The 16,448-nt window shown below is 75.8% G+C and carries 14 protein-coding genes; 8 read left to right on the top strand and 6 right to left on the bottom strand.

Translation table 11 applies throughout. The features are described from left to right. Positions 1-140 precede the first annotated feature (140 nt). On the bottom strand, positions 141-983 hold the full coding sequence (locus ACIQVD_RS33380; RefSeq protein WP_400693768.1) for an undecaprenyl-diphosphate phosphatase: 843 nt from the start codon (positions 981-983) through the stop codon (positions 141-143). 192 nt (positions 984-1,175) lie between these two features. Further along, positions 1,176-1,778: a GNAT family N-acetyltransferase gene (locus ACIQVD_RS33375; RefSeq protein WP_400693765.1), complete on the bottom strand. Its 603-nt coding sequence runs from the start codon at positions 1,776-1,778 to the stop codon at positions 1,176-1,178. Positions 1,779-2,007: 229 nt separating this feature from the next. Here ACIQVD_RS33375 and ACIQVD_RS33370 point away from each other — a divergent pair, with 229 nt between their 5' ends. Further along, on the top strand, positions 2,008-2,844 hold the full coding sequence (locus ACIQVD_RS33370) for an EamA family transporter (RefSeq protein ID WP_402292631.1): 837 nt from the start codon (positions 2,008-2,010) through the stop codon (positions 2,842-2,844). Between the two features lie 18 nt (positions 2,845-2,862). Here ACIQVD_RS33370 and ACIQVD_RS33365 read toward each other — a convergent pair whose 3' ends face one another. The 3 genes from ACIQVD_RS33365 to ACIQVD_RS33355 all read right to left on the bottom strand — a co-directional run bounded on the left by ACIQVD_RS33365 (position 2,863) and on the right by ACIQVD_RS33355 (position 4,758). Continuing rightward, positions 2,863-3,288 (bottom strand): hypothetical protein, encoded by a 426-nt coding sequence (locus tag ACIQVD_RS33365; RefSeq protein WP_402292632.1) that lies wholly within the window; start codon positions 3,286-3,288, stop codon positions 2,863-2,865. Further along, positions 3,285-4,049 (bottom strand): LamB/YcsF family protein, encoded by a 765-nt coding sequence (locus ACIQVD_RS33360; protein ID WP_402292630.1) that lies wholly within the window; start codon positions 4,047-4,049, stop codon positions 3,285-3,287. Before ACIQVD_RS33360 ends, ACIQVD_RS33365 begins: the two co-directional genes overlap by 4 nt. 247 nt (positions 4,050-4,296) lie before the next feature. Next, a complete protein-coding gene (locus tag ACIQVD_RS33355; protein ID WP_400693753.1) occupies positions 4,297-4,758 on the bottom strand; it encodes a MarR family winged helix-turn-helix transcriptional regulator in 462 nt (153 codons plus the stop codon). Between the two features lie 111 nt (positions 4,759-4,869). On the opposite strand from ACIQVD_RS33355, the gene ACIQVD_RS33350 reads away from it, so the two are divergent. From ACIQVD_RS33350 to ACIQVD_RS33335, 4 genes are all read left to right on the top strand, one after another. Then, positions 4,870-6,333: an MFS transporter gene (locus ACIQVD_RS33350; protein WP_400693750.1), complete on the top strand. Its 1,464-nt coding sequence runs from the start codon at positions 4,870-4,872 to the stop codon at positions 6,331-6,333. A gap of 104 nt (positions 6,334-6,437) precedes the next feature. Next, positions 6,438-7,502, top strand: a complete 1,065-nt coding sequence (locus ACIQVD_RS33345; RefSeq protein WP_402292629.1) for a DUF2804 domain-containing protein — start codon at positions 6,438-6,440, stop codon at positions 7,500-7,502. Then, entirely contained in the window at positions 7,499-7,960 is a 462-nt protein-coding gene (locus tag ACIQVD_RS33340) for a hypothetical protein (RefSeq protein WP_402292628.1), read from the top strand. The genes ACIQVD_RS33345 and ACIQVD_RS33340 overlap by 4 nt, the downstream gene beginning before the upstream one ends. 9 nt (positions 7,961-7,969) lie before the next feature. Then, a complete protein-coding gene (locus tag ACIQVD_RS33335) occupies positions 7,970-8,185 on the top strand; it encodes a hypothetical protein (protein ID WP_402292627.1) in 216 nt (71 codons plus the stop codon). Between the two features lie 280 nt (positions 8,186-8,465). On the opposite strand, the gene ACIQVD_RS33330 is transcribed toward ACIQVD_RS33335, so the two are convergent. Then, entirely contained in the window at positions 8,466-9,065 is a 600-nt protein-coding gene (locus ACIQVD_RS33330; protein WP_402292626.1) for a hypothetical protein, read from the bottom strand. Positions 9,066-9,218: 153 nt separating this feature from the next. Between ACIQVD_RS33330 and ACIQVD_RS33325 the strand changes: the two genes are divergently transcribed. The 3 genes from ACIQVD_RS33325 (at position 9,219) to ACIQVD_RS33315 (ending at position 16,387) form a co-directional block, all read left to right on the top strand. After that, the gene (locus ACIQVD_RS33325) at positions 9,219-10,781 is read left to right on the top strand and encodes a hypothetical protein (RefSeq protein WP_402292625.1); all 1,563 of its coding nucleotides are present in this window, start codon (positions 9,219-9,221) and stop codon (positions 10,779-10,781) included. 76 nt (positions 10,782-10,857) lie between these two features. Next, positions 10,858-11,739, top strand: coding sequence for a hypothetical protein (locus tag ACIQVD_RS33320; protein WP_400693735.1), 882 nt, complete (start codon positions 10,858-10,860; stop codon positions 11,737-11,739). Between the two features lie 82 nt (positions 11,740-11,821). Further along, complete coding sequence (locus tag ACIQVD_RS33315) at positions 11,822-16,387, top strand: hypothetical protein (protein ID WP_400693732.1); 4,566 nt, start codon at positions 11,822-11,824, stop codon at positions 16,385-16,387. Positions 16,388-16,448: the final 61 nt, after the last annotated feature.

Genomic DNA, 16,448 nt, shown 5'->3' with positions numbered 1-16,448 from the left:
CGCGCGCCCCCCCCCCCCCCGGGCCCCCGGGGGGGGGGGCCCCCCCGGGGGGGGGGGGGGGGGGGCCCGGGGGGGGGGCCCGCGCCGCGGGGGCCCCCCGCCCCCCCCCCCCCGGGGGACGGTGGTGCGATGGGGGTGGGTCAGTGGACGGCGCCCGCGTCGGGGGCGAGGGTGCCGGCGGTGACCAGGGCGATGATGGTGATGCCGAGCAGGATCCGGTAGACCACGAACGGCGTGAAGCTGTTGTGCGAGATGTACTTGAGGAACCAGGCGATCGCCGCGTAGCCGACCGCGAAGGCGATCAGGGTGGCCAGAACGGTCGGGCCCCAGGCGGGTGCCGGGCCCTCGCCGATCTTGAGCAGTTCGAGGCCGCCGGAGGCCAGCACGGCGGGGATGGCGAGCAGGAAGGAGTAGCGGGCGGCGGCCTCGCGGCTGTAGCCGAGGAACAGGCCGGCGCTGATCGTGCCGCCGGAGCGGGAGACGCCGGGGATCAGGGCCAGTGACTGGGCGGCGCCGTAGACCAGGGCGTGCTTGAAGTTCAGCGAGTCGACGCCGCGGGCGTGGCGGACGGCGCGGGAGCGGTCGGCGACGGCCAGGATCACGCCGAACAGGATCAGGGTGGTGCCGATCAGCCGCAGGTCGCGCAGGGTGGTCTCGATGGTGTCCTGGAACAGCTTGCCGAGGATGCCGATCGGCAGCGTGCCGATGATCACGTACCAGCCGAGCCTGGCGTTGGGGTCGCCGCGCCACTCCTTGCGCAGCAGTGACAGCGTCCACGCCTTGATGATCGCGCCGATGTCCCGGCGGAAATAGATCAGCACCGCGGACTCGGTGCCCAGCTGCGTCACCGCGGTGAACGCCGCCCCCGGGTCGTCCCAGCCGGCCAGGGCGGAGAAGACCCGCAGGTGCGCGCTGGAGGAGACCGGCAGGAACTCGGTCAGGCCCTGCACCAGGCCGAGCACGGCCGCGTGGAACCAGTCGATCACCGGACACCCGCCGCGGATATCTCTCGGAGGCTCAGCATGGGCGGTTTCCTGTTCGCTCGTGGGGTGGTCCGGCGGCTGGGGGCTGTCCGGTGTGGCCAGATGATAAGGGGTCCGGATGTCCCGAAGATCGCAAAGGGGCAGTCCGGGCAATTCCGGACCATTGCGGCGGATCGGGCGGTCGGCGGGTGCTCAGCGGGTGTCGGCCGCCCACTCGGCGCGGGTCAGGGCGTACACCACGTCGCCGTGCTCGCTGCCCGGGATCGGGTCCGGCCAGTCGGCGGAGAACGTCCGGACGTGGCGCAGCCCGGCCCGCTCCAGCACCCGGCGGGAGGCCGTGTTCACCGCCATCGTGGTGGCCACCACCCGTTCCGTCCCCGGCCGTTCCCCGAACGCCGCCCCGACCAGGGCCGTCGCCGCCTCGGTGGCGTACCCGAGGCCCCGGGCGGCGGGCCGCAGGCGGTAGCCCAGCTCCAGGTGGTCCGGCCGCCGCTCCGGCTCCAGCCCGACGGAGGACGGCGGGTGCAGCGCCGCCCAGCCGAGGAAGCGACCGCCGGCCTCCAGCGCCCAGCAGCCCAGCCCGCCCGGCAGGTCGGCGTAGGCGCGCAGCAGGCCGGGCAGCAGCTCGTCCGCGACCCGGTCCGGCGGGACGGGGCGGCCGTCGTCGATGTACCGCATCACCTCCGGGTCGCCGCACAGGGCGGTGACGGCGGGTAGGTCGGCGGGGGTGAAACGGCGCAGGACCAGCCGGTCGGTGCGCAGGCGGACGTGCCGCGGCGGGAGGGGTTCGTTCACGGGCCGAGCAGAGCACCGGGGGCGGGGGCGCGGCAAGCGGGTTTCGGCGGCGGCGGCGGCGGTGGGCGGCCGTGGCAGGCGGCGGTCGGCGGGTGACGGTCGTGCCGGACGGCGGTTGTGGCGGGTGGCGGGGCGGGCGGGGAATGCCCCGGGCGGTCACTGTGTTGGCCTGTGGCGTGCACTCTGCTGTACCGTTCCGGTCGTTCCGTCCCACCGATGGGGAAGTGCCATGATCGCCCTGCTGCTCGCCCTCGGCAGTTCCCTCGCCTACGGCTGCGCCGACTTCCTCGGCGGCCTCGGCGCCCGCCGCGCGCACGTGCTGCGCACCGTGCTGGTCGCCGCGCCCGCCAGCCTGGCCGTCGAGGTGCTGCTCTGGCCGCTGCTCGGCGCCCGGTTCGACGCCGGGGCGGTCGGCTGGGGCGCGGCCTCCGGGGCGGCCTCGGCGGCGGCGTTCGCGCTGCTGTACCGGACGCTGGCGATCGGTCCGATGAACGTGCTGTCGCCCGTGACGGCGCTGATCTCCGCGATGCTGCCGGTCGCCGTCGGTCTGTTGCAGGGCGAACACCTGGGCGCCGCCGGGCTGCTGGGCCTGCCGCTGGCACTGGTCGCGGTGGTGCTGGTGAGCGCGGGGACGGCCGACGGCCGGGCCCGGGTGACCCGCCCCGCGCTGCTGCTGGCGTTCGGCGCGGGCACCGCGATCGCCGTCCAGCTGGTCTGCCTGCACCAGGCCCCGTCCGGCAGCGGCATCGCCCCGCTGATCGTCGGCCGGGCCGTCACCTCCGTCCTCACCCTCGCGGCCGCCGCCCTGTGGCGCCGCCGCCTCGGCCCCGAACGCCCCGCGTACGGCCTGGCGGCCACGGCCGGAGTGCTCGACTCGGCCGCCGGGGTGCTCTTCCTGCTGGCCGCCCGCAGCGGTGACCTCGCGGTGGTCGCGGTGATCACCGCGCTCTACCCCGCCGGCACGGTGCTGCTGGCCCGCGCCGTCCTCGCCGAACGCATCCACCGCGGCCAGCTCGCCGGCCTCGGCACCGCCGCCCTCGCGGTCGGCCTGCTCGCCCTGACCTGACGTCCGCGCTCCGGGGGATCACCCGAAGGTGCGGGGGTGCTCGACCAGCCAGGCTTCCACCGCGCGCCGGACGGTCTCGGCGACGCGGGCGCGGACCGGGTGGTTGCCGAGCACCTCGCGGGTGGAGCCTTCGTAGTGGGGGTCGTCGAGCTTCACCGAGACGACCGCCGTCAGTTCGGCGAGCACCGCGCGCAGGGCGTGCTCGCCCATGTGCGGGAGCAGCGCGGCCCGGAGGCCGTCGTGAAAGCCCGTGAGATGGGTGCCGCTGCCGGTGCGGCGGCTGTTGGCGTAGCAGCGGATGCCGCCGCGGCCGGTCCAGCTGAGGGCGAGGTCGACGGTGGTGGGGGCGCAGGCGTGCGGGGGTGGGGTGGAGGACCGGGGAAGGGCCTTTCCGGGGTGGGTGGGGGAGGGGGAATTCGAGGAATTTTCCCGGGCGCCGGTCAGGTGAAGGCTTCGACGCGGACGCCCGCGGAGGCGAGTGCGCCGCGGATGCGCCAGGCGAGTTGGGCCGCGCCGGGGGTGTCGCCGTGGACGCAGAGCGAGCGGGCCCGGACGGTGATGGGTTCGCCGCTGACGGCGGTGGCGGTGCCGTCCCGGGCGATGCCGACGGCGCGCGCGATGACGGCCTCGGGGTCGTGCACGACGGCGTCCGGTTCGCGGCGCGGGACGAGGGTGCCGGCCCAGGTGTAGGCGCGGTCGGCGAACGCCTCGGTGACCACGGGCAGTCCGACGCCCTCGGCCACCGCCAGCAGCCGGGAGCCGGGCAGGCCGAGCAGCGGCAGCGGCCCGTCGCAGACCGCACCGGCCCGCAGGACGCCGGAGACCACCGCCTCCGCCTGCTCGTTGTCCTGCACCACCCGGTTGTAGAGCGCGCCGTGCGGTTTGACGTAGGAGACCCGGGAGCCGGCCGCGCGGGCGAACACCTGGAGCGCGCCGATCTGGTAGGCGATCTCGTCGGCCAGTTCGTCCGGCGGGACGTCCATGGCGCGGCGGCCGAACCCGGCCAGGTCGCGGTAGGAGACCTGGGCGCCGATCCGCACCCCGCGCTCGGCGGCCAGCGAGCAGACCCGGCGCATCGTGGACGGGTCGCCGGCGTGGAAGCCGCAGGCGACGTTGGCGCTGGTGACCACCGAGAGCAGGGCGTCGTCGTCGGTCAGGCTCCAGCGTCCGAAGCCCTCGCCGAGGTCCGCATTGAGGTCGATCACCGCGTCGGCCACTCTCTCCCCGTCCGCCCTTCCGCGCGGGCCGATCCGGGCCCGGGCTCCGCTCCTGGGGCTGATCGTAGGGCCTGATCGTTTCGGCCGGGGCGGTGGTCGCGGCCCGGGTGACAGGTTTTACCCGCCGGGTCGCGGACGGGCGTCGCGACGGCCACCCGCTCGGCGCAACCCCCGTCGGGGGGAGCGGCCGTCGCTCCGGGTTGACGCGGCGTCGGGGAGCGGGCGAGGGGGAGGGTCAGTGGCGCGGCCAGGGGCGGCCCTGGAGCTGTTCGATGTCGCGGTTGAAGCGCTCCAGCACCTCGGCGAAGGCGGCCAGGTCCTCGGCCGTCCAGCCGGTGACCACCCGGGACAGGCCCTCGATCGACCAGTCGCGGTCCTGGCGCAGGCGGCGCAGGCCCTCCTCGGTGATCCGCAGCTTGCGGGCCACCCCGCCGTCCGGGTCGGGGATGCGGTCGACCAGCCCGGCCCGCAGCATCGCGGCGCTCTGCCGGTTGACGGTGGAGGTGTCCAGCCCGAACGCCTCGGCGAGCTGACCGATGGTCAGCGGGCCCTCGGTCTCGATCCGGCTGAGCAGGGTGTAGGCGCTGCGCTCCAGGGCGTCGGGGCCGCCGTCGGTCCGGGCGGTGGCGAGCACCTGGTGGCGGGCGAGCAGCATCATTTCCCTTTCGATCAGGGCGAGTTCCTTGTCGCGCCGCATGCTCCTCCGTCCCGTGCGTCACTTTTCGGCAGCATATCCCGCGAGCAGGACATATGTATGGTACACATTGTGTGCATCATGCATATCTAGCCGAAGAGATGGAAGTACCCCATGAGTCAGGCACGCACCGGCCCCATCGTCGGAGTGCTCGCCGGCGCGGGCATCGTGGTCTCGCTGATGCAGACCCTGGTCGTCCCGCTGATCCCGGACCTGCCGAACCTGCTCCACACCACGGCCGCCAACGCCTCCTGGGCGATCACCGCCACCCTGCTGGCCGGTGCCGTGGCCACCCCGGTGCTCGGCCGACTCGGCGACATGTACGGCAAGCGCCGGATCCTGCTCGCCAGCCTCACCATGCTCGTCATCGGCTCGCTGGTCTGCGGCTTCAGCAGCTCGCTCGCCCCGATGGTGGTCGGCCGCGCGCTCCAGGGCATCGGCGCCGGCGTCATCCCGCTCGGCATCAGCATCATGCGCGACGAACTGCCGCCGCAGAAGCTCGGCTCCTCGATGGCGCTGATGAGCTCCTCGCTCGGCATCGGCGGCGCGTTCGGCCTGCCGCTGTCCGCCGTCATCGCCCAGAACACCAGCTGGCACGCGCTGTTCTGGATCTCCGCCGCGCTCGGCGCGGTGGTCGCCGCCGCCGTGTTCCTCCTCGTCCCCGAGTCCCCGGTGCGCTCCGGCGGACGCTTCGACGTGGTCGGCGCGATCGGGCTCACCATCGGACTGGTCGCCCTGCTGCTCGCCATCTCCAAGGGCAGCGACTGGGGCTGGGGCTCCGGCACCACCCTGGGCATGCTCGCCGCCACCGTCGTGGTGCTCCCGGTCTGGGGCTGGTGGGAGCTGCGCACCGAACAGCCGCTGGTCGACCTGCGCACCAGCGCCCGCCGCCAGGTGCTGATGACCAACCTCGCCTCCGTGGTGATCGGCTTCGCGATGTACGCGATGAGCCTGGTCTCCCCGCAGCTGCTCCAGATGCCCACCGCCACCGGCTACGGCCTGGGCCAGTCGATGGTCGCCGCCGGCCTCTGGATGGCCCCCGCCGGCCTGGTCATGATGCTGCTCTCGCCGATCTCCGCCAAGCTCTCCAAGGCCAAGGGCCCCAAGGTCTCGCTGCTGGTCGGCGCCGTCGTCATCACCTGCGGCTACCTCTCCGCGCTGGCCCTGATGGGCCACGCCTGGGGCGTGCTGGTCTTCTCCTGCCTGATCAGCGGCGGCATCGCGTTCGCCTACGCGGCCATGCCCGCCCTGATCATGGGCGCCGTCCCGGTCTCCGAGACCGCCGCCGCCAACGGCCTCAACACCCTGATGCGCTCCATCGGCACCTCCAGCTCCTCCGCCGTCATCGGCGTGGTGCTGGCCCACCTGACCACCGACTTCCACGGCCACGTGCTGCCGTCGGAGAGCGGCTTCCGCACCGCCTTCCTGATCGGCGCGGGCGCGGCCGTGGCGGCCGCCCTGGTCACCCTCGCCATCCCCGGCGTCCGCCGCGCGGTGGCGGGCGGCGCGGCCGGGCCGGCGGACGGCACGCCGCTGTCCGCCGTCCCCGACGTCCCCGAGGGCGCAACCACCAAGTAGCGCCGCGCAGGGCCTCTGCGGCGGGCCGGTCCTCCCCGGGGGAGGACCGGCCCGCGCGCGTCCGTCCGTGGCTCTCGCGCGGGTCGCGGCAGTAGGGTGCGCGGATGGCGACCCACGAGCGAGAGATCACCGCCCCCGTCGACCTGTGCCGCCCCGACGGGCGGCTCGACCGCGGGGCCGTCGGCTGGTCGCGCACCCCGCTGCACCGCGCCAACCTGCGCGGCTGGGGGCGCACCAAGCGCTGGGAGTACTGGTGCGTCACCACGCCCACCCACCTGCTCGCGCTCACCGTCAGCGACCTGGACTTCCTCACCCTCGACACCGCGTACTTCCTCGCCTGGGACGGGCACGGCGTCCTGGAGGAGCACGAGCGCACCGCGATCGCCCCCGGCCTGCCGACCCGCCGCACCGCCTTCCCCGAGGGCGTCGCCGGCTCCGGCGGCCCGCACGGCGCGGACCTCACCGTCGGCCCGGAGCGGCCCGGCCGCCGCCGGGTCCGGATCTCGGTCACCCACGAACCCGGCGGCACCCGGCTGCGCGCCCGCGCCCTCACCGCCGACCTGCGCCCGCTGGAGGCCGACCTGCTGGTCGCGCTGCCCGACGGCCACGAGACCCTGTCGGTGGTCGTCCCCTGGGACGAGCGGCGCTTCCAGTACACCTCCAAGCACACCGCCCGCCCCGCCACCGGCACCGTCCGGCTCGGCGACCGCACGTACGACTTCGGGGACGACTCCTGGGGCGTGCTCGACCACGGCCGGGGGCGCTGGCCGCGCTCGCTCGGCTGGAACTGGGGCGCGGCGTCCGGCCGCACCGACGGGCACACCGTGGGCCTCCAGTTCGGCGGGCAGTGGACGGCCGGCACCGGCAGCACCGAGAACGCGCTCTGCGTGGACGGCCGCCTCAGCAAGATCGGCACCGAGCTGGCCTGGCACCACGACCCCGCCGACCCGCTCGCCCCCTGGCGGATCACCACCCCCGACAGCGACCGGGTCGACCTCACCTTCACCCCCTTCCACGACCGCCGCACCCGCACCGAGGCGGGGTTCGTCGCCAACCGCACCGACCAGTGCTTCGGCCACTACTCGGGCACCGTCCGCACCGACGACGGCCTGCGGGTCGCGGTGGACGGACTGCTGGGCTGGGCCGAGGACGTCCGGATGCGCTGGTGACCGCGCCCGCCATGTGCCCCGCGCACGGCCCCGGCCCCGACCTCGCCGCCCTGGTCGGCCGCCGGCTGACCGGCGTGGTCGCGTCCTGGTACTCCCACCGGGGCGAGCGGGCGGCCGAGCCCGTGGTGGTCTGGCTGCGCGACGACCGCGGCGGCTGCACCTTCGTCGCCACCGGCAGCGACTGGTGCCTGATCGTCGCCGACGAACGGCCGCACGCCGACCTCGACCTGGGGGAGTGGGGCCGCCTCGACGTCCGCGACGCCCCCACCGGCACCCCCTTCACCCCGCACCTCGGCCACCCCGTCCTCGCCACCCGCCAGGAGTTCACCCCGCACACCGGCCGCACCGCCCTCGAACTCGACTTCCCCACCGGCACCGTCCGCTGCGAGTCCTGGGACGGCGACCTGCGGCTGACGGCGGTGCCGCACCGGCCGCGGGCCGTCGGCGGCCGGAGCTGACGTCGCCGGATGGGCGACGCCGAGCCGGACGCGTTGACCGCCGCCCGCGCCGACGTGCCGCCCTGTCCCGGGGCGTGGCGGCGGGCGCCGTACGGGGAGCGGGAGGTGGGCGGGGCGCGGTGCCGGGTGCTCGCCGTGGACGCGGGGATCGGTGCGATCGGGATGCGGGCGGACGGCGGGTCGGTGCGGCTGCTGCCGGAGACCGGGGAGGAACCCGGCTGCTGAACTCCGGGGCGGCGGAGCCACTCGCGTGCGTCGGGCCGTCCCGGGAGGCCGCCGAGCAGGCCGAGCGGTACGGGGCGGGCGAGGCGGCGGAGGCGGCGGCGGAGCTGGCGGAGTCGCGGGCGGCGGACGCGCTGCTGGCTCGGTTCGCGGCGGTGGACCGGGCGGCGGTGGCGGACGAGAACGCGTACCGGTGCATCGCCGCCGCGGAGTCGGGGTACGGCACGGAGTGCCGAGCCTCCCCCCGAAGGCTCGGCACTCCGTGCCGGTGGAGCGGGGGCGCTCAGGGGCTGGGGACGGCCCGGGCGAAGTCGTGGTGGGCGCTGACGGCCTGCTGCCACTCCAGGGCGCGGATCAGGCGGTGGACGACCAGCAGGGGGACGATGCCGACGAGGCCGAACGACATGTCGACGCACTGCCAGAACAGCGGGATGCCGCGCAGCGGGCCGCAGATCAGGGCGAGCGGGACGACGCCGCCGCAGGCGAGCATCGCCCAGCGGATCACCCAGACGTTGCGGACCGGGTCGCGCAGCGGGCCCCAGAAGGCGGCGGCGATCACCAGGTGGGCGAAGGCCAGCCAGTCGGTGCCGTAGGCGAGGAAGGGGTGGCGGCCGTAGCCGTCGGCGACGCCCTCGCTGACGCGGTGGACCCGGGCGTCGAGGGCGGGGAAGGCGGAGTCCAGGCCGGTGGCGTCGACCAGGCGGGCCAGCAGCGAGGTCTCGGACCGGAGCGGGAAGGCGGTCAGGCCGCTGAGCACCAGGCAGGCGATGAACAGCCAGAGCCAGCGCCGGATGCGGCGGCGGACGAGCGCGGTGTCGGTGGTGGACGCGGAATCCGGTCCCGCCGTGGTGGAACCGGCGGGGACGGTGGCGATGTCGGACATGGGGACCCCCCTCATGGCGCGGGTGCCGGAGACGGCACACGGTGTCGCGCCTTGGACTCTAGACCTGAATTTGAACGTGTTCAACATGCCGGGACAGCCCGCCCGAAAGGGACTTTTCGGACCTGTCCGCGGAAAGCCCTAATCTTGTCCACCGTGACCGCCATCGCAGACCAACCCACCCGGCCCGCCCCCGGCCCGGCCGCCGACGAGGGGCTCGCCCGCCGCCTCAAGGCGCTGGCCTGCACCGCCCCGCTGCACGACCTGGACGGCCGGAAGGTCAACCTGGCCGGCGAGTACGCCTCGTACGCGATGGCCGAGGTCGGCCTCGCCGCGATCGACCTGGTCACGCTCAACATGGACTTCGACACCGGCGCCGACCGGGACATAGTGCTCAGCCGCCTGCTCCCCCGGATCGCCGCCCAGAACCCGCAGCGGGCCGCCGCCGAGCACGAGCGGGTCGCCCGCTGGGTGCTGGAGTCGCTGATCAACGTCGGCAGCGTGGACCGCGGCTTCCGCGCCGTCTACGGCACCTTCGGCCCGGACGGCGAGTACACCCGGCGCGACTACGACTTCAAGCTGATCGAGGAGGTCCCCGGCCAGGACGGCGGGGTGTACCTGCGCACCACCGACGAGGCCGTCAACGTGCTGGTCGGCGCGCTCGACACCGACGTGACCTCGGCCCAGATCGCCGCCGAGGTCAAGCTGGAGGTGCTGATCCGCCGCGGCCGCCTCGCCGACGCCCAGCTCGCCGCCGAACAGGCCCGCTACCGCACCGTCCAGTACGCCGAGACGCTGCGCCGCGCCCTGGAGGCCACCCGGCGCAACGTCCGCGCGGTCGACTGGATGGAGACCGTCCCGGACCTGATCGACGAGGCGCTCGACCACATCGCCGACCGCTACCGGCACGAGAACGCGATCCTCACCAACATCCGCAAGGCCCGCGACGAGAGCGTCGACGGCGAGCACAAGCGCCGCGCCGCCGAACTGGTCGACATCGTCAAGGACTGCATCCGCCGCCACACCCAGCTCCAGACCCGGCTGCTGGAAGCCGGCCCGCTGTTCCGCGCCGAGCAGGACCGGCAGGCGTTCGCCGCGCCCACCGCCCGCAGCGGCATCGACCTGTACGGCCAGCTGCTGGCCCCCGTCCTCACCCTGCCGCTCGGCGACGCCACCCGCCCCACCGACGCGTTCTTCGCCCGCGCCGTCGGCCTGCGCACCCCCGTCGCGGTCCGGGTCACCGACCTGGTCGACCTGCTGCTCACCCCGCCCGTCGAGCGCGAGCACCTCGGCGCCGAACTCCCCGAGCCCGACCTGGTCGCCACCCCCGACGACAGCCGCTTCTCCGAGGCCCAGCTGGAAGCCGCCCTCGACCTGCTCGACCTGCCCGCCGACGCCCCGCGCCGGCTCTCCGGCCTGCTCGCCGACGCCCGCCGCCGCGGCGCCGGACTCGACGGCGACGGCACCGGCGACGAACTCGCCTACCTGGTCGCCCTGCTGGCCGTGCACGCGGCCAGCCCGCCGGTCGGCACCGCCTACCGGCAGGGCGAGGAGCGGCTGCTGTTCGCCGTGGACGACGGCACCCGGCTGGACGACCCCGGCTTCGGCGGCGCCGACCTGATCGTCGGCAGCGCGCTGCTGGACGCGGTGGGCATGGCCGCCGACCGCAAGGACGCGAAGGCCGCCAAGGCCGCCCGGGACGCCCGGGACGCCGGGTGACCGGCGACGCCCGTACCGCCTGCACCACCTGCACTGCCCGTACCGCCCGCACCGCCCGGATCGAAGGAGCCCTCGGATGACCACCACCAGCGAGGCGTGGACACCGCCCGAGGCCGAACCGGCCGCCGCCGCCCCCGCGCCGATCAGCCCGGCGGACGTCACCGAGGCCGCCCGGCTGGTCTCCTTCGGCCTCCAGGCCAAGCTGCTGCCCGCCCGGGACGCCGAGTACGGCGAACTGGTGCGCCGCTACCGGGAGGACCCGCCGTTCGGGCGGCTCGCCGACGCCGTCGCCACCGGCATGGGCCTGGTGGTGCTGGAGGTCTCGGCCCGGGCCGGGATGGCGGTGGCCGCCGCCGAGGACTCGGTGTTCGCCGTCCGGATGGGCGACTACGCGCGGCGGGCCGCCACCGAGTCCACCGACCGCTTCCTGCACGGCCTCGCGCACCTCGCGGTGGCCGCGCTGGCCTTCCCCCGCCCCGAGGACCTCGCCGACGACGGCTACCTCGGCCGGGTCACCGTCAACGGCGTGGACGCCTTCGTCCGGCAGGCGTGCCGCCGACTGGAGGAGCGCGCCGAGGCCGAGGGCGCCAACACCGACCCGGCCAGCGACGCCCCCGGCCTGGAGGCCGCCTGGCGGGTCTGGGCCCGCCGCTCCGCGACCGGCGCCACCAAGGACGCCCGCCGGCTGTCCGGCTCCACCACCGGCATCGTCTCCAAGGCGGTGTCCTTCCTGGTCGACTCCGGTTTCCTGCAGAAGACCTCCGACGACTCCGGCGGCACCTACCGCACCACCGCCCGCTACCAGTTGCAGGTCCGCGACCTGGCCGGCAGCGCCGCGATGGCCGAACTCCTCGACCTGGGCGTCGTCCCGGTCAGCGACGGCACCCCCACCCTGGCCCCGCCCGACGAGAGCGACGAGCTGGTCGCCGACGCCGGCCTGCCCTTCCACGCCCTCTGACCTCCCGTCGTCCCCCGCCGCCACCGCTACCACTGCTGCCACCGCCGCCCCCGCTGCCACCGCTCCAGGAGAACCACCGCACATGTACGAGCTGAACCGGGTCCGCCTGTACTCGATCGGACCGGCGGGCGCCCGCTACGCCGACACGGTGCTCGACCTGCGCGGAGTCGGCGAGCCGGTGCCCGAGCCGCAGCCGCAGCAGATCGGCCTGTTCGGCGAGGAGCCCGAGGGCCCGCAGCGCCGCCCCGCGCCGGCCGGCGTGCTGTTCCTGGAGAACGGCGGCGGCAAGTCCGTGCTGCTCAAGCTGATCTTCTCGGTGATGCTGCCCGGCCACCGCAACACCCTGGGCGGCGCCTCCTCCGGCGTGCTGCGCAAGTTCCTGCTCGCCGACGACTGCGGCCACGTCGCCCTGGAGTGGCAGCACACCGTCACCGGCGAACTCATCGTGGTCGGCAAGGTCAGCGAGTGGCGCGGCCGCCAGGTCTCCTCCGACCCGCGGAAGTTCGCCGAACTCTGGTACTCCTTCCGGCCCGGCCCCGGCCTCACCCTGGACGGCCTGCCGGTCGCCGAACGCCCCGCCCTGACCGGCGACCAGCAGGCCCGCGGCCGCCGCCGCACCATGAAGGGCTTCCGGGACGCGCTCACCGAGGCCGCCAAGGCCCACCCCCACCTCGACGTCACCTTCGAGGAGATCCACGACCGCTGGATCGAGCACCTCGGCGCCCTCGGCCTCGACCCCGAACTCTTCCGCTACCAGCGCGAGATGAACGCCGACGAGGGCGAGGCGGCCGGCCTGTTCGCGGTCCGCAACGACGCCGACTTCACCGACCTGCTGCTGCGCGCCGTCACCGACACCCGCGACACCGACGGCCTCGCCGACCTCGTCCACGGCTTCGCCGCCAAGCTGGGCCGCCGCGCCGAACTCACCGCCGAACGCGACTTCACGGCCGGCTCGGTCGACCTGCTCCAGCGCATCGTCGACGCCACCGCCGCCCGGGAGACCGTCCGCGAGGGCCACCGGGCCGCCGAGCGCCGCACCCGCAAGCTGGCGCTGTCGCTCGCCGCCCGCTCCGCCGTCGAACGCGACCGGGTGCACGACCTGGCCGTCGAGGTCGCCGCCGCCGCGAGCGCCGTCACCGCCGCCGAGACCGACCGCACCCGGCACTCGCTGATCGTCTCCGAACTCACCTACCGGCACGCCACGCTGGGCCTGGAGGCGGCCACCGCCGGAGCCGCCCGGCTGCGCCGCGAACTCACCGACGCCCGCTCCCAGGCCGCCGCCTGGCAGGCCGCCGAGGCCGTCCTGCGCCACCGCGCCGCCGCCGACCGGGCGGGCCGGGTCGCCGCCGCCATCCGGGAGGCCGAACTCGACGCCGCCCCCGCCCTCGCCGCCCGCGACCGCGCCGCCACCGCCCTCGCCCGCGCCCTGGAAGCCGCCGCCGCCTCCGCCGAGACCCGCGCCGACCAGGAGGAACTGCGCGCCGAGGAACTCCAGCAGGACGGCGCCACCGCCCAGTCCGAGGCCACCGCCGCCGCCACCGCCGCCCAGAAGGCCCGCTCCGAGGCCGACCACCTGCGCCAGCGCCTCGCCGAGGTCGAGCAGGAGACCGCCGCCGCCGTCGAGGCCGGCTGGATCGACGGCTCCGGCGCCGAACCCGACCCGGCCCGCGCCGCCCTCCAGGCCGCCGACGCCGGGGCCGCCGCCGCCGAGGCGCTCGACCGGGCCCGCACCGCCGCCGAGCACGCCGCCGCCCGGGCCCGCGAGGCCGCCGCCGCCGAAGCCCGCGCCGACCTCGCCGCCGCCCGCGCCAACGACGCCCGCGCCGCCGCCGAGCGCGCGCTCGCCGCCGAACAGCGCACCGCCGCCCGGCTCGCCGCCGAACCCCGGCTCGCCGAACTGCTCTCCCTGACGCCCTACCAGGACGGCGCCGAGGCGGCCGACGGCTTCCTGACGCCCCGCCGGCTCGACGCCTCCGCCGAGGACCTGCGCGAACTGCTCGACCAGTCGGTGGCCACCGCCGAACGCACCCTGTTCGACCTGCGCACCGCCGCCGCCGACGACTCCCGCATCCTCGCCGCGCTCGGCGACGGCGGACTGCTGCCGCCCGGCCCCGACGTCCTCGCCACCGTCGAACACCTCGGCGAGCAGGGCATCCCCGCCCTGCCCGGCTGGCGCTACCTCGCCCAGTCCGTCGACCCCGCCGACCACGACGCCATCCTGGCCGCCCGCCCCGAACTCGTCGACGGCGTCGTCGTCACCGACCCCGCCTCGCTCGACCGGGCCCGCGAGGCGCTGGCCGCCGCCGCCCTGCTGCCGCGCTCCACCGTCGCCGTCGGCACCGCCGCCGCGCTGATCGCCCCGATCGAGGCAGCGTCGGATTCCGCGCACCACCCCTTCTTCATCGTGCCGCCCAACCCGGCCATGCACAACGAGACCGCCGCCGACGACGAACGCCGCGAACTGCGCGCCCGGGCCACCGCCCGCGAGGAGCACATCCGCGAACTCGCCGCCCGGCTCGGCGGCGACCGCGCCCTCGCCGCCCGGCTCGCCTCCTGGCACGCCAGCTGCCCGCCCGGCACCCTCGCCGAACTCGCCGAGACCGCCGCCGCGGCCGCCCACCGCGCCGAGACCACCGCCGCCGAACTCGCCACCCTGCGCGCCGACCGCGCCGACGCCGACACCGAGCACCAGGCCGCCGCCGCCCGCCACGAGGAGTGCCGGGAGGCCGCCCAGCGCGCCCGCCGCCGCGCCGACGTCCTCGAGGGACTCGCCTTCCGGCTGCGCGAACGCCCCAACTGGACCCGCCGGCTGCGCGAACTCGCCGACGACGTCGCCGAGTGCGAACGCCGCCAGACCCAGTGCGCCGAACGCGCCCGCACCTGCGACGAGGACCGCCGCGCCGCCCAGCGCGCCGCCGACGACGCCCGCCGCACCGCCCGCACCCTGCGCGGCGAACGCGCCGAGATCGCCGCCGTCGGCGCCGACGCCGAACCCGACCCCGCCGCCACCCCCGCCTCGCTGCCCGCCCTGCGCGAGGCGTACCGGGCCGCCGCCCAGCTCTACGAGAAGGTCGGCGTCGGCGCCGACCTGCGCGCCGAACAGGCCCGCGCCGAGAGCGACGAGACCGCCGCCGCCACCGAACTCCAGCGCCTCAGCAACAAGGTCAAGTCCCGCGCCGAGGAACTGCTCGCCAGCCCCGACGGCGCCGACGGCCCCGCCCGGCAGGCCGCCGCCGCCCGCGCCGAGGAACTCGTCGCCCTCATCGAGGCCCGCTCCGACGCCGCCTCCGAGGAGGTCGGCCGGCTGCGCGGCGACGCCGAACGCTCCGCCCCGGCGAACGGCGGAGCCCACACCGAACTGCCCGAGGACCTGCTCCCCGCCGACCCCGAGCACGCCCAGGTCCTGCTGCGCACCGCCACCGCGCTGCTCGCCGACCGCCGCGAGCGGGTCGACTCCGCCCGCACCGACCACGCCGACCTGCAACGGACGCTGGACCAGGCGCAGGCCGCCGCGAGCGACTTCGAGGAACTCGCCGGACAGCTCCGCGACGCGCTGCGCGACAACGGCGAGGAGGGCGACGCCGAGGCCGACGCCTACCTCGGCTCGCTGGCCGCCGCCCGCGCCGCCGTCACCGACACCCGGCGCGCCATGCGCACCGCCGCCACCGAGCTCACCGGCGCCGAACTCGCCGTCCGCGACGCCGCCGACGCCCTGGTCCGGCACGCCAACGCCGCCCGCTACGAGGCCGTCCGCACCCCCGCCCGCCAGCAGATCCGCGAGCTGCCCGCCGCCGCCCTGCCCGACCACGCCGCGGCCTGGGCCGCCGCGTTCGCCCCCCGGCTGCGGGTGCTCACCGACGAACTCGCCCAGCTGGAACGCAACCGCTCCTCCATCGTCGACCGCCTGCGCGGCCTGGTCGAGACCTCGCTCGGCACCCTGCGCGCCGCCCAGCGGCTCTCCCGCCTCCCCGAGGGCCTGGGCGAGTGGTCGGGCCAGGAGTTCCTGCGGATCCGCTTCGAGGACCCGGACCACGCCGTCCTGGTCGAACGGCTCGGCGAGGTCATCGACGAGGCCACCCGCTCCGCCGTCCGGAAGAACTCCGACCTGCGCCGCGACGGCATGTCCCTGCTGCTGCGCGGCGTCGCCGCCGCGATCGGCCCCAAGGGCGTCTCGGTCGAGATCCTCAAGCCGGACGCGGTGCTGCGCGCCGAACGCGTCTCGGTCGGCCAGATGTCGGACGTCTTCTCCGGCGGCCAGCTGCTCACCGCCGCCATCGCCCTGTACTGCACGATGGCCGCGCTGCGCGCCAACGACCGCGGCCAGTCCCGGCTGAGGCACGCCGGCACGCTGTTCCTCGACAACCCGATCGGCCGCGCCAACGCGACCTACCTGCTGGAGCTCCAGCGCGCCGTCGCCGACGCGCTCGGCGTCCAGCTCATCTACACCACCGGCCTGTTCGACACCACCGCGCTGGCCGAGTTCCCGCTGGTCATCCGGCTGCGCAACGACGCCGACCTGCGGGCCGGCCTCAAGTACATCTCGGTGGAGGAGCACCTGCGCCCCGGCCTCCCGGCCCCGCAGGACCCGGACGGGCCGGCCGTCCACGGCGAGATCACCGCGACCCGGATGTTCCGCAAGCCGGAGTGAGCCGCCACGCGGAGATCGCGGCACGGTGCGGGTGAGCACCGTGCCGCGATCCCGTGGGGGG

This window comes from Kitasatospora sp. NPDC090308, assembly GCF_044769485.1.
Taxonomy (GTDB): domain Bacteria; phylum Actinomycetota; class Actinomycetes; order Streptomycetales; family Streptomycetaceae; genus Kitasatospora; species Kitasatospora fiedleri.
Note: the sequence above shows the minus strand (reverse complement) of the source record. Positions and strands in the feature narration are given on the sequence as shown.